Below are 13,623 nucleotides of genomic sequence, written 5' to 3' on the forward strand. Positions count from 1 at the left end.
AGTTTTACAAACCTGTAAACCTGCCGTAAACACTTCTAAACTATGTGACTTTTGTTAAGTATACAAAAACCTACACAGTTCTTCAAATGATTTGCTTACAAAAAACAGAGGATAGAAAATCTATCACTCTGCATCTTGTTTTCTATAAATGATAAGTCCTAATACCATGAAGGCAATAAGGAATCCAATTAGAACACCAACTTCTTTTCCAATTGAGCATGTCATTGAAATGGTTTGACGTAAACCTAAAACAATGTAGGACATTGGCATATATGGATGTACAACTTGGAAGAATTTCGGACTAAGTTCAATTGGATATGATCCACCTGCAGACCCTACTTGTAAGAGCAACATAAGCAATGAAGCAAATGAACCATAGCGGTTATCCCAACCGACCAAGGCTGTAACAAGTGCCATCAATGTCCACCCACTCAAGATGATGAAGAGAAGTGTTTGCCAACCATAGTTAGCTTCAACTCCAAGAAATTGAATAGCTACATAAAGCATGATTGAACCTGCTGTTGAAATCAAACCATTGATGAACAATTTTTGTTTTGCCCATTCAAAACGATTCTTCACAGGACGTCCTGATAATGAATCAGCGAAGATTACGTTTGTTGAAAGAGCAACAACCATAAGTGACACAGCAATCATGTAAGGCGCCATACCAATACCATTTGTTTTCACGCTATCATGGTCTGTTTCTTTTGTTGATACAGGATTGGAAACCAACTTGGCGTTCTTATTTGTTACAGAAACAAGTGATAATTGCTTACTTGCATTTGTAAGTGAAGAGGACAATGTTGAAAGACCGCTTGTCAACGTTGTCAATCCACTTGTCAACGTGCCACTGCCAGCAGCTAACTGACTTGAACCAGAAGCTAATGCTTCTGCACCAGATTGCAATTGAGAAGCACCACTATTTAGCTTATCATTGTTTGCAGCTAACTTGTTAGCACCTGATGCTGCTTCACTTGCACCGCTTCTTAACTCATCACTTTTAGAATCGAGTTGATTAGCGCCATCTGTTGCCTGTTTAACACCGTCCTTCACCTCATCATTGTGAGAAGCTAATTCACTACTTCCTAAATTCAATCGAGATTCAGCATCTAGTAATGACTTATTATTACCAACTATTTGGTTAGCTCCTGTAGTTAATTGACCAACAACTGCTGTATAGCTAGAAATACCTGAAGCCAAAGCTGGAATACCTTGATCTGATGTCAAACCTGCTTTAAATTGCGTTAAACCATCTACTAATTGTTGACTTCCTGCACTAGCCGCTTTTAAGGCAGCTACTTTATCAAGAAGAGCTGATAAATTCGTTAATTGTGCTGATAAATCTTGAAGTGAGGCAAGCTGTGTTTGAATACCTGAAATTTGACTTGTTAAATTATTTGCAGTTGTTGCACCATTATTAGTGATAGCAGCATTAATTTCAGCTTGTTGTTCTGGGCTAAGACCTTGGTAAGCAGACGTTGACTGTACTGCTGACAAGTCTGAACTATTAATAGATGAAATCGCTGAACTCATCGCAGACAAATCTTGTCCAAGTTGATTTAAATTATTAAGATTTGAAATGTCTGGCAAGCTTGTATTATTTAGTTCATTTTGAATGGCTTGTAAGCCGTTATTTAGGTTAGTCGCACCTGCAATTAATTGATCTAGATTATTGCTACTTTCTGTTTGTAATTGATTAATACCATCAGTTAAATTTTTAGATTTAGCATTTAATTGAGTCAAACCAGCTGAAAGCTGACTTACGCCATCAGTATATGAAATTACTGCTGTTTCAAAGGCAGATTGACCGGCTGATAATTTGCCAACACCATCGACATAATCATAAATATTACCTGATTTTTCTGTCAAACCAGCTGATAATTGTCCGACACCATTGGTATATGCTGAAACACCTCCAGAGAGTTTATCAAGACCAGGTGCTAGTTTTCCAACACCAGCTGTATATTCACCAAGACCATTGGCAAGTGTTGTTGAGCCATCAGCAAGTTGTTGGCTGCCTGATGCTGCTGTGTTGAGATTATCTGTAATGGTTTGACTACCAGATTCAAGCTGTTGGCTTCCTGAGAGCAATTCATTGCCACCGTCACTTGCTTCTTGTAAACCGTCTTGTAAACCAGACATGCTCTTGAATACAGCTTTCGTATAAGTCTTCGTGATATTTTCAGAAACAGTATCTTTAAGCTTGGTCATCGCAGATTCGCTCATTTTAGAAGCGACAAAGCTACGTCCAGCTGTTGTCTGATATTTAATGTTCAGTTTCTTCGGTTTATCTGTTAGTAAGCTTGAAGCTTTCTCTGACAAATCTTCTGGCAAAGTGATAACCATATAGTAGTCACCATCTTTTAAGCCTTTATCAGCTTTTTTCTGACTAACAAAATGATAATCGAGAGCTTTATTTTTAGACATGCTGTCTACCATGTCGTCACCGATTGTTAATTTCTTGTCATTAAGCGTTGCTGTCTTGTCCTCATTTACAACTGCCACTGGTAAGTTATCTAAACTACCGTAAGGGTCCCACATAGAGCCTAAGAATGACAAGTTATAAAGAGCTGGAACAAGCGCAACCCCAATCATTGTTACCCAAAGTTTAGGATTTTTAATAAGTGCTTTTAATTCTTCTAACATATTTTCTCCTAATTTAGACACACTGTCCAAAAATTATGATAATATATATTATACAAGGATATAAAATAATTTCAAGACAAAAGAAGGAGTTTTTGGACACCCTGTCTAAAAGTGTTCAAAAGAGTTTTTAGTATGGCACATGACAACCGCAAAGCAAACTCAAGAAAAGCTATCCAAAAGGCTATGGTAACTCTCTTAAAGTCCGAAAGCTTTGATGACATCACAGCTATTAAAATCGCTAAAGAAGCTGGTATCAGTCGCTCAAGTTTTTACACTCACTACAAAGATAAATTTGAGTTAATTGATTCTTACCAACAGACACTCTTCAACCAAGTCGAGTACATTTTTGAAAAGCACGAAGGTAGTAAAGAACAGGCCTTTTTGGAAATTTTCGAATTTCTACAACGCGAACAATTATTATCAGCTTTGATTTCAGCAAACGGGACACGCGAATTTCAAACGTTTATCATCAATAAAGTCCGTATCTTTATCAACACAGACTTGCAACATCAATTTGGACGTGAAGTTGCTTTATCACCAATTGAAAGAGAGTACAGCAGCATTTATTTCGCCTATGCCTTTTTTGGTGTTTGTCAAACATGGATTGCTAAAGGTAAGAACGAATCTCCACGTCAAATGACTAATCTCATTTTAAAGTTATTACCTCTTTAAACAATTTTACTGCTGTTAGGCGGTTTTTTATTTTTAAAAAATAAAAAACCACGGCAAAAACCGTGGTTTTAAATACTTCAATAAACTGAGAATTAAAGCATTTTGTTGTAGTATTCAACGATAAGAGCTTCGTTGATTTCTGGGTTGATTTCGTCGCGTTCTGGAAGACGAGTCAATGAACCTTCAAGTTTTTCAGCGTCGAATGATACGAATGCTGGACGTCCAAGAGTAGCTTCAACAGCTTCAAGGATAGCAGGTACTTTAGCTGATTTTTCGCGAACTGAGATAACTTGACCTGGAGTTACGCGGTATGAAGGGATATCAACACGTTTACCGTCAACAAGGATGTGACCGTGGTTAACGAATTGACGAGCTTGACGACGAGTAGTTGCAAGACCTAGACGGTAAACAACGTTGTCAAGACGACGTTCCAAAAGAACCATAAAGTTGAAACCAAGAGTTCCACCTTTAACTTTAGTAGCTTGTACGAACAAGTTACGGAATTGTTTTTCACCTACACCGTAAGTGAAACGAAGTTTTTGTTTTTCAGCCAATTGCAAACCGTATTCAGAAAGTTTGCTACGGTTGTTAGGACCGTGTTGACCTGGCACGTAGTTACGACGTGCTAATTCTTTACCTGTACCTGTAAGAGACAAGCCAAGGCGACGTGATTGTTTCCATGATGGACCAGTATAACGTGACATTTAAAATGTCCTCCTATAAAATAAAAATTTTGTAGGAAATAACAATTTAGAGAATCCTGATTCGTGCAGTTGACTTTCATCTAAACAGCCAAGATTACTTTTCCGACTTCTAGAAGCTTTTCCATAAAAAGAAAAACTGTAGAAGAGCCAACTGTTGACGAGCTTCATACTCTCCCGCTATTATTTCACACGGAATTTAGTTTAACATAAAAAAAAGGCTCTGTAAAGCCTTTTGTATGCTAATTCTAAGATTAATTTAATCAAAATAACGAATCAATGTTTTTTCAGTTAAAATATCTGAATATGTGTATGATTCAACGTAAGAATTATTGATAGCACCTGGAACATCAGAATTCTCATTGTATTCAACGATAAATAATGATGGGTACACTTCAGTTAAACGACCGATTTTATTTTTTTCACGTTTACGGCCATTTTCTAGCGTCAATTCAACCAATTGACCTTCGTGTGCTTTAATATCCTCTTTAATTTTCTTCATTTTAGCAACATCTGCAAATGCATCGCTCATATTTTATTGTACTCCTTAATTTTATTAACGCTCTTCAAACTGCGCAATACTAGAAAATTTATTGTATTCCTTCTGGAAAATGAGTTTTACTGTCCCACGCGCACCAGAACGGTTTTTTTCCAAGATAACTTCAATGGTATTATCTTCAACAGCCTCATCGCTCTCTTCACCCTCACGGCGATAGTAATCATCACGATACAAGAAGGCTACAATGTCGGCATCTTGTTCGATAGATCCTGATTCACGAATATCAGACAATACAGGACGCTTATCTTGACGCTGTTCAACACCACGAGATAACTGACTCAATGCGATAACTGGTACTTTCAATTCTTTCGCCAAGATTTTCAATTGACGTGAAATATCAGATACCTCTTGTTGACGGTTTTCAGGACGTGTACCTGTAATCAACTGAAGATAATCGATAACGATTAAACCAAGTCCACCCTCAACTTCTTGAGATAGTTTACGCGCACGCGCACGAATTTCAGTAATTTTAATACCAGGCGTATCATCGATGTAAATTGGTGCTTCAGCTAAGGCACCTTGAGCAATCGTAATATTATTCCACTCTTGATCGGTTAACTGACCTGTTCTAAGGTGATGAGAATCAACCATTCCTTCAGCAGCCAACATACGGTCAACCAAACTTTCAGCACCCATTTCTAGGGAGAAGATAGCTACTGGTCGATTTTGCTTAGTTCCGACATTCTGTGCGATATTTAGTGCAAAGGCAGTCTTCCCGACGGCTGGACGTGCTGCCAAAATAACCAATTGATCAGGGTGCAAACCTGTCGTAATCTTATCCAAATCACGGAAACCTGTCGGTAATCCCGTAATATCACTCGTTTGGCGTGAACGGATTTCTAAGTTTTCGTAGTTTACTTTCAAGACATCTGAAATCTTGCGAAAACCACTACGATTACTGTGCTCGTTAATCTCAACAAGAGCTTTTTCAGCACCAGCAATCACATCCTCTGAATCCGTAGCTCCTTCATAAGCTAGATTTACAGTTTCTGTCAATCTAGAGATGATATTACGCAGCATTGCTTTTTCAGCAACAATCTTAGCGTAATACTCCGCATTGGCACTTGTTGGAACACTATTGACCAACTCAACAATATAAGACAAGCCACCAATATTTTGCAAATCTCCTTGATCATCAAGAATGGTTCTCACTGTTGTAGCATCAATAGCCTCATTACGATCACTTAAAGTAATCATAGCTTTAAAAATCACTCGGTGTGAGTATTTATAAAAATCATCTGGGCTAACAAATTCACGAACAGTGATGAGTTTATCTGGCGAGATAAAAATAGAACCTAATACAGATTGCTCTGCTAATAAATCCTGTGGCTGAACTCTCAATTCTGGCTCTTCTGCCAAACTTTTCACCTCCCCTAATAAGCTCGAATACGAATTATGCTTCTTTAATGTTTAATTTGATTTCAGCGGTTACTTCTTTATGTAATTTCACAGGTACTTCGACAGAACCAATTGCACGAATTGGGTGATCTAAAGTAATAGAACGTTTGTTAATTTTTAGACCGAATTGTTTTGACAATTCTTCTGCAATTTTCTTAGCCGTAATTGAACCAAAAGTACGTCCATCTGGACCAACTTTTTCAGTGAATTTAACAACAGTTTCTTCTTTTTCAAGCTCTGCTTTAAGAGCTTTTGCTTCAGCCAAAACTTCAGCTTGCGCTTTTTCTTCTGACTTTTGTTTTCCTTTCAATTCACCAATGGCTTGATTAGTAGCTTCTTTAGCAAGATTTTTCTTAATCAAAAAGTTTTGAGCGTATCCAGTTGGAACTTCTTTAATTTCGCCTTTTTTACCTTTTCCTTTAACATCTGCTAGAAAAATTACTTTCATTATTCTGCCTCCATATTTTCTCTTAAATCATTTTCAATCACATCAAGTAGCATTGCTTCAGCTTGGCTGACCGTTGTATTTTCTAGCTGACAAGCAGCCAATGTAAAGTGACCACCACCGCCGATTTCTTCCATCATACGTTGGACATTAATCTTACTACGACTGCGTGCTGAGATAGCAACTGTGTTTGGTGCCACTTGCACCAATACAAATGTCGCCTCGATACCAGCTAAAGATAACATGGTATCTGCCGCCTTACTAGCAACTACTTTACTGTAATTAACATCATCACGCCCACTTGCAATGATGATATTGTCATAAATTCTGCGACCTCGAAGAATTAATTCATTAACCAATCGGTATTCCTCAAAATCTGTTTGAGAAATATTTTGAATCTCAATACTGTCACTACCATGAGCTCGAAGATAACTTGCAACATCAAATGTTCTGCTTGTAACACTTGCTGAGAAGTTCTTAGTATCAAGCATAATACCAGCCATCAAGATGCTTGCTTGAATCTTACTCAAACGTTTCTTAGCATTTTGAAATTGAATCAACTCTGTAACAAGTTCACTGGCACTACTTGCACCACTTTCAATAAATGTCAAAACAGCATTTTCTGGGAAATTATCATCACGACGGTGATGGTCAACGACAATCACATCGTTAAACTTATTATAGAGCTCTTGCGACAAGGTCAAATCAATCTTAGAGTGATCGACCATAATCAACAACGATCTCTCAGTCAACATTGACAAAGCCTGATTAATCGTAATCAGTTTGGTCTTTTCATCCTCTTGCAATCGTTTGATAGCACGCGTGATATCTGGAGTCATTTCATTTGGATTGTACACCACATAAGACTCTTCATTAACGTTACTTGCAAAGAACTGCATACCAACAGCAGAACCAAGCGCATCCATGTCAATGTTACGGTGACCAACCACAAACACACGATCAACACCTTTAATGTGATCTGAAATAGCAGTCATCATAGCACGCGTACGCGTACGAGTTCGCTTAACAGTAGAAACAGATCCGCCACCGAAGTACAATGGTTTCTTATACTCATCATTTTCACAAATAACGACCTGATCTCCACCTCGAACAAGCGCAGTATTCAAATTTTGCAACGCAACTTGTCCAATTTGTTGGTGATTATCATCGCCATAAGCCACTCCAATACTAAGGGTCAGTGGTAAATTGTGTTCTTCTTTTGCCTGTTTTCGGAAAGCCTCCAAAACATTGAATTTATCGTCAATTAAAGTACTCAATACCGCATAATCTGTGAAAAAGTAGAAACGATCTAAATTAACACGGCGATAAAAAATATTTTTTGATTTAGTAAAATTCGAAATAAAGTTGGCAATGAAGCTATTGATTTGTGAAATCTCAGCATCCGACAAATCATCTGTAATGTCATCATAGTTATCGATTGAGATAACTCCAATTACTGGGCGCAAAAAAGCCACATCGCCTAACTGACGATTTCCCATAGATGTATCGAAGAAATAGAAAATTCCCGTTGATGAATCGATGTAAGATGAGTACTTATTGCCATTCAACTCAAATGTCTGACTAGCATCACCTTCACGCTTATTCCCAATAATTCTCCGAATGATGTCGTCCTCAAACTCTCCTTCTTCACTAGTAAAAATAAGCTCTGCGTATGGATTAAACCACTCTACCTCATTTGTCTCTTGATCAAATTGAACAACACCTACTGGCATTTGTTCCAGAAGATGTTTTAATCCAACTTCTGTTTTGTCGTTTAACAATTCAATTTGTTCAAGCTCTGATAACTCATAAGTTTCCTTTTGATAGTAGAGCAAAGCTACAAGTAAAGAAAGCGCCAAAAAGATTGCAGCTAAGATAGCTGACTCCGTCTGAAAAAGTCTGACACAAATAGCCAAGATACCAAATAAAATAAGGCCAATCATGACTAAGTGGATAGTTGCAAATCGAAATCTTTTCATTGGTTAACCTCTTAGCTTACAATTATACCATAAAACAGCCCTATTTAATAGGGCTGCGTTCTGTTTAATAATTACAGTTTGATGACTTAATCTTCGTGATGGCGATGTTGTTTTTGTTTACCTTCCAAGTAAACCATCAAGATTGAAATATCGGCTGGGTTAACCCCTGAAATACGGCTAGCTTGACCGATAGTTTCTGGATTAATTTTCTTGAATTTTTGACGAGCTTCTGTCGCAATAGAATCAATATCATCCCAATCGATATTAGCAGGGATACGTTTTTCTTCCATGCGTTTCATCTTAGCCACTTGATCAAGAGCTTTGTTGATGTATCCTTCGTATTTGATTTCTGTTTCCAAAAGTTCAATCACTTTGCTATCAAGTTTTTCTTCGGCTGGACCAACAAAGCTTGTTGCAATTTCATAATTGATTTCAGGACGACGCATGAATTCTTTAGCTGTCAAGGCATCTGTCAATGGTTTGAAACCTAATGCTTCGATACGAGCATTTGTTTCCTTGACTGGCTTGATTTTAAGACTTGACAAACGTGTCAACTCATTGTCAAATTGACGTTTACGCTTCAAGAAACGAGCATAACGTTCTTCATCAACTAAACCAACACGATGACCAATCTCAGTCAAACGCATATCTGCATTATCATGACGCAAAATCAAACGATATTCTGCACGACTTGTCAACAAACGATAAGGTTCCAAAGTTCCTTTAGTTACCAAGTCATCGATCATAACACCAATGTAAGCATCACTACGTTTAAGAATCATTTCTGGTTTACCTTGAACTTTCAAAGCAGCATTAATACCAGCAACAATACCTTGACCAGCAGCTTCTTCATAACCTGATGTTCCGTTAGTTTGACCTGCTGTGAAAAGTCCTGAGATTTTCTTCGTTTCAAGCGTTGCACGCAATTGGTGTGGAAGAACGATATCGTATTCAATCGCATAACCTGTACGCATCATTTCGGCATTTTCAAGCCCTTTGATAGAATGAACTAATTCTTTTTGAACATCTTCTGGAAGACTAGTTGACAAACCTTGAATATAAACTTCTTCTGTTTCACGACCTTCTGGTTCTAAGAACAATTGGTGACGTTCTTTATCCGCAAATCGAACAATTTTATCTTCGATAGATGGGCAATAACGAGGACCAACACCTTTAACAATACCAGAGAACATTGGTGCACGGTAAAGGTTTTTATTGATAATATCGTGACTAGTTTGGTTAGTGTATGTCAACCAGCAAGGAATTTGATCTTTAAGATAATCTTCATCATTTGACATGAATGAGAAATGATTTGGTTTTTCATCACCTGGTTGGATTTCTGTTTCATCATAGTTGATAGAACTTGCTTTAACACGTGGAGGTGTTCCTGTTTTGAAACGTCCAATTTCAAGACCAAGTTCTTTCAAGTTGTCAGCAAGACCGATAGAAGCCAAACTATTATTAGGACCTGATGAGTACTTGAGTTCTCCTAAAATAATTTCTCCACGAAGAGCTGTTCCTGTTGTGATAACAACAGCTTTAGCTGAGAATTTTTGGTTAGTGGCTGTACGAACACCAACAACTTTTCCATCTTCAACTAGAACTTCTTCAATCATTGATTGACGTAAAGTCAAGTTTTCTTGTTGTTCAACCGTATGCTTCATTGTACGTGAGTAAAGTGCCTTATCAGCTTGAGCACGAAGAGCACGTACAGCAGGCCCTTTACCAGTATTGAGCATTTTCATTTGGATGTAAGTCTTGTCAATGTTTTTACCCATTTCCCCACCTAGGGCATCGATTTCACGAACGACAATCCCTTTAGCAGAACCCCCAATTGCAGGATTACATGGCATAAAGGATAACATTTCCAAGTTGATTGTAGCGAGCATTGTTTTACAACCCATACGAGCTGCAGCCAAACTAGCTTCAACACCAGCATGCCCTGCACCAACAACAATTACATCATAATTTTCAGCAAATTCATGTGTCATGATCTAATTACAATATCAAGTAAACAGTTACTAGGTTTTATCCAATTTGAACAGCTTAAAATCTAGCTATCTACTTAAAGCATTCCTTTCCAAATATAAAATGATTTATAAAACACAAAAATGATCAAAACCCTCGAAAATTGTGCAGGAAAAACGCACAATTCTCATGAGCTTTGACCATCATGATTATTGTTATGATTATTGTATCAAATTAAGTTAAAATGTCAACTTATCTTTACAAACTTGTCAATTAGATGTATTGGCAAGCAACGCCGTCTTTGTAAGCCATATCGATGATACCGCCACCTAGGCATTCTTCACCATCATAGAATACGACAGCTTGACCAGGTGTGATAGCACGTTGTGGTTCAGCAAAAACAACTTCTGCTTTGTCACCTTTTACATGAACAGTAACTTTTGAGTCCGGTTGACGGTAACGGAATTTAGCTGTTACTTCCATTGTAAATTCTTCTGGCATATCACGTGTGAAGTGAACGCTTGAAGCATCAAGGCTAGTTGACATTAATGATTCATGATAGAATCCTTGACCAACGTAAAGAATATTTTTTGAAAGGTCTTTTCCGACAACAAACCAAGGAGCATTATCGCCACCTTGTTGACCACCGATACCAAGACCTCCACGTTGACCAATTGTATAGTACATCAATCCAGCGTGTTCACCCATATCACGACCATCAACAGTCATCATACGACCTTTTTGAGCTGGTAAATATTGACTAAGGAATTGTTTAAAGTTCTTTTCACCGATAAAGCAAATTCCTGTTGAATCTTTTTTCTTAGCCGTAGCAAGACCTGCACGTTCTGCAATTTTACGTACTTCTGGTTTTTCCAAATGACCAAGCGGGAACATTACTTTTTGCAATTGTTCTTGTGACAATTGGCTCAAGAAATAAGTTTGGTCTTTGTTATTGTCCGCTCCGCGAAGCATGTGAACTGTACCATCTTCATCACGAGAAACTTGTGCGTAGTGTCCAGTCGCCACGTAATCAGCACCAAGTGTCATGGCATAATCAAGGAAAGCTTTAAATTTGATTTCTTTGTTACACATAACATCTGGATTTGGTGTACGTCCTGCACGATATTCCGCTAGGAAATATTCGAAAACGCGATCCCAATATTCCTTTTCAAAGTTAACAGAGTAGTAAGGAATACCAACTTGGTCAGCTACAGCTGCTACATCTTTATAATCTTCGGTTGCTGTACACACACCGAATTCATCTGTGTCATCCCAGTTTTTCATGAAAACACCAATAACATCGTAACCTTGTTCTTTCAAAAGAAGAGCTGTTACAGACGAATCAACGCCTCCACTCATACCGACAACAACACGTGTTTTTGAATTATCTGTCATGATAATCCTCCCATCAAGATATTTTTTCGAACATAGGCTTGAAGGGCCTAGTTTTTCAAAAATCGATTTGAAGGTCGATTTTGAACGCGTGAAACCACGCGAAATCTATTATAACATGAAATCTCTATTATGTAAGTCTTTTATGCTTTCCTTTTACATTTTTTTCTCATTTTTAATCAAGTTAAGCGGTTTATTATCGTTTACCCAAGTCATATCCTTTGTTATAATAAGTAAGCATAGATTCTTAAAGGAGTAGATATGAAAAATCTTAAATTCCAATCCGTATTTGACATTATCGGACCTGTTATGATTGGCCCATCAAGCAGCCACACTGCTGGAGCTGTTCGTATTGGAAAAATTGTTAACTCTATTTTCGGAGAAATCCCTGATTTCGTAACATTTCATTTATATAATTCATTTGCTAAAACTTACCGTGGACACGGAACTGATAAAGCACTCGTTGCAGGTATTCTAGGAATGGATACTGACAACCCAGATATTAAAAATTCATTAGAAATCGCCCACCAAAAAGGGGTTCGCATTTATTGGGATATTTTAAAAGACAGTAACGCTCCTCACCCCAATACGGCTAAAATTACCGTAGAAAAAGGGGATAAAAACATGAGTATCACTGGTGTGTCAATCGGTGGTGGAAATATCGAAGTCACTGAACTCAATGGCTTTTCTGTTTCTCTCAAGATGAATACACCTACTCTAATCATCGTTCACCAAGATATCCCTGGTATGATTGCTAAAGTAACAGACATCCTTTCTGAGCACAATATCAATATTGCTCAAATGAATGTTACCCGTGAGCGTGCTGGTGAAAAAGCAATTATGATTATCGAAGTAGATTCACGCGATTGTCACCAAGCTGTCGAACAAATTCAACACATTCCTCACTTACATAACGTGAACTTCTTCGATTAGAAAGGAAAAAGATGTTTTATTCTATTAAAGAATTAGTCGAACAAGCAGACCAGAGATTTGACGGCAACATCGCTGAATTGATGATTGCAACAGAAACTGAATTAAGTGGACGTAGCCGTGAAGAAATCATCCATATCATGGAAAAAAATCTTCAAGTCATGAAAAATTCTGTTACTGATGGATTAACACCAAGTAAATCTATCAGCGGTCTAACTGGCGGTGACGCTGTCAAAATGGACAATTACCTAAAATCAGGTAAAACATTGTCAGATACCACTGTTCTTACAGCAGTTCGAAATGCTATTGCTGTCAATGAACTAAATGCAAAAATGGGACTTGTCTGTGCCACTCCAACAGCTGGTTCTGCCGGATGCCTGCCTGCTGTACTAACAACTGCAATCGACAAACTAAACCTTTCTGAAAAAGAACAACTCGACTTTTTGTTCACTGCAGGAGCATTTGGTCTAGTAATCGGAAATAACGCCTCTATTTCTGGTGCTGAAGGTGGCTGTCAAGCCGAAGTTGGTTCTGCTTCAGCAATGAGTGCAGCTGCGCTAGTCAAGGCTGCTGGTGGATCTGCTTTCCAAGCCAGCCAAGCTGTTGCCTTTGTTATCAAAAATATGCTTGGGCTTATCTGTGACCCTGTCGCAGGGCTCGTCGAAGTTCCTTGTGTTAAACGCAACGCTTTAGGATCTAGTTTTGCACTGGTTGCTGCCGACATGGCTCTGGCTGGTATCGAATCACAAATTCCTGTTGACGAAGTCGTTGATGCGATGTACCAAGTTGGGGCAAGTCTTCCAACAGCCTTTCGTGAAACCGCCGAAGGCGGGCTCGCTGCTACACCAACTGGACGTCGTCTTCAGGCTAAAATATTTGGAGAATAAAGATTTAGTATTTTAATACTAAATTCAAAAATTGCTTAGTAATTGA

General features: G+C 38.1%; 11 protein-coding genes. 3 read left to right on the forward strand and 8 right to left on the reverse strand.

Annotation, left to right across the window (positions count from 1 at the left end; all coding sequences use genetic code 11):
• Positions 1-123: 123 nt before the first annotated feature.
• Positions 124-2,646 (reverse strand): YhgE/Pip domain-containing protein, encoded by a 2,523-nt coding sequence (locus HMPREF0819_RS06345; protein ID WP_044023387.1) that lies wholly within the window; start codon positions 2,644-2,646, stop codon positions 124-126.
• A 132-nt stretch (positions 2,647-2,778) separates the two neighbouring features.
• Here HMPREF0819_RS06345 and HMPREF0819_RS06350 point away from each other — a divergent pair, with 132 nt between their 5' ends.
• Complete coding sequence (locus HMPREF0819_RS06350; protein ID WP_004233631.1) at positions 2,779-3,318, forward strand: TetR-like C-terminal domain-containing protein; 540 nt, start codon at positions 2,779-2,781, stop codon at positions 3,316-3,318.
• A gap of 92 nt (positions 3,319-3,410) precedes the next feature.
• Here the strand turns inward: HMPREF0819_RS06350 and rpsD are convergent, their stop codons facing one another.
• From rpsD to mnmA, 7 genes are all read right to left on the reverse strand, one after another.
• Positions 3,411-4,022 carry a 30S ribosomal protein S4 gene (gene rpsD / locus HMPREF0819_RS06355; RefSeq protein ID WP_004233633.1) on the reverse strand — a complete coding sequence of 204 codons (612 nt, stop codon included), beginning with the start codon at positions 4,020-4,022 and terminating at the stop codon, positions 3,411-3,413.
• A gap of 256 nt (positions 4,023-4,278) precedes the next feature.
• The gene (locus HMPREF0819_RS06360) at positions 4,279-4,551 is read right to left on the reverse strand and encodes a Veg family protein (RefSeq protein ID WP_004233634.1); all 273 of its coding nucleotides are present in this window, start codon (positions 4,549-4,551) and stop codon (positions 4,279-4,281) included.
• Positions 4,552-4,575: 24 nt separating this feature from the next.
• Positions 4,576-5,937 carry a replicative DNA helicase gene (gene dnaB, locus HMPREF0819_RS06365; RefSeq protein ID WP_044023388.1) on the reverse strand — a complete coding sequence of 454 codons (1,362 nt, stop codon included), beginning with the start codon at positions 5,935-5,937 and terminating at the stop codon, positions 4,576-4,578.
• Between the two features lie 34 nt (positions 5,938-5,971).
• Positions 5,972-6,424 carry a 50S ribosomal protein L9 gene (rplI, locus tag HMPREF0819_RS06370; protein WP_004233636.1) on the reverse strand — a complete coding sequence of 151 codons (453 nt, stop codon included), beginning with the start codon at positions 6,422-6,424 and terminating at the stop codon, positions 5,972-5,974.
• Complete coding sequence (locus HMPREF0819_RS06375) at positions 6,424-8,400, reverse strand: DHH family phosphoesterase (RefSeq protein WP_004233638.1); 1,977 nt, start codon at positions 8,398-8,400, stop codon at positions 6,424-6,426. Before HMPREF0819_RS06375 ends, rplI begins: the two co-directional genes overlap by 1 nt.
• Positions 8,401-8,486: 86 nt before the next feature.
• Positions 8,487-10,391, reverse strand: coding sequence for a tRNA uridine-5-carboxymethylaminomethyl(34) synthesis enzyme MnmG (gene mnmG / locus HMPREF0819_RS06380; protein WP_004233641.1), 1,905 nt, complete (start codon positions 10,389-10,391; stop codon positions 8,487-8,489).
• A gap of 250 nt (positions 10,392-10,641) precedes the next feature.
• Positions 10,642-11,763, reverse strand: coding sequence for a tRNA 2-thiouridine(34) synthase MnmA (gene mnmA / locus HMPREF0819_RS06385; protein WP_004233645.1), 1,122 nt, complete (start codon positions 11,761-11,763; stop codon positions 10,642-10,644).
• Between the two features lie 258 nt (positions 11,764-12,021).
• On the opposite strand from mnmA, the gene sdaAB reads away from it, so the two are divergent.
• Positions 12,022-12,693: an L-serine ammonia-lyase, iron-sulfur-dependent subunit beta gene (gene sdaAB / locus HMPREF0819_RS06390; protein WP_004233647.1), complete on the forward strand. Its 672-nt coding sequence runs from the start codon at positions 12,022-12,024 to the stop codon at positions 12,691-12,693.
• Between the two features lie 11 nt (positions 12,694-12,704).
• Positions 12,705-13,577, forward strand: coding sequence for an L-serine ammonia-lyase, iron-sulfur-dependent, subunit alpha (gene sdaAA / locus HMPREF0819_RS06395; protein ID WP_004233649.1), 873 nt, complete (start codon positions 12,705-12,707; stop codon positions 13,575-13,577).
• Positions 13,578-13,623: the final 46 nt, after the last annotated feature.

Origin of the sequence: Streptococcus equinus ATCC 9812, from assembly GCF_000187265.1 — a bacterium.
In the GTDB taxonomy this organism is placed as follows: Bacteria; Bacillota; Bacilli; order Lactobacillales; family Streptococcaceae; genus Streptococcus; species Streptococcus equinus.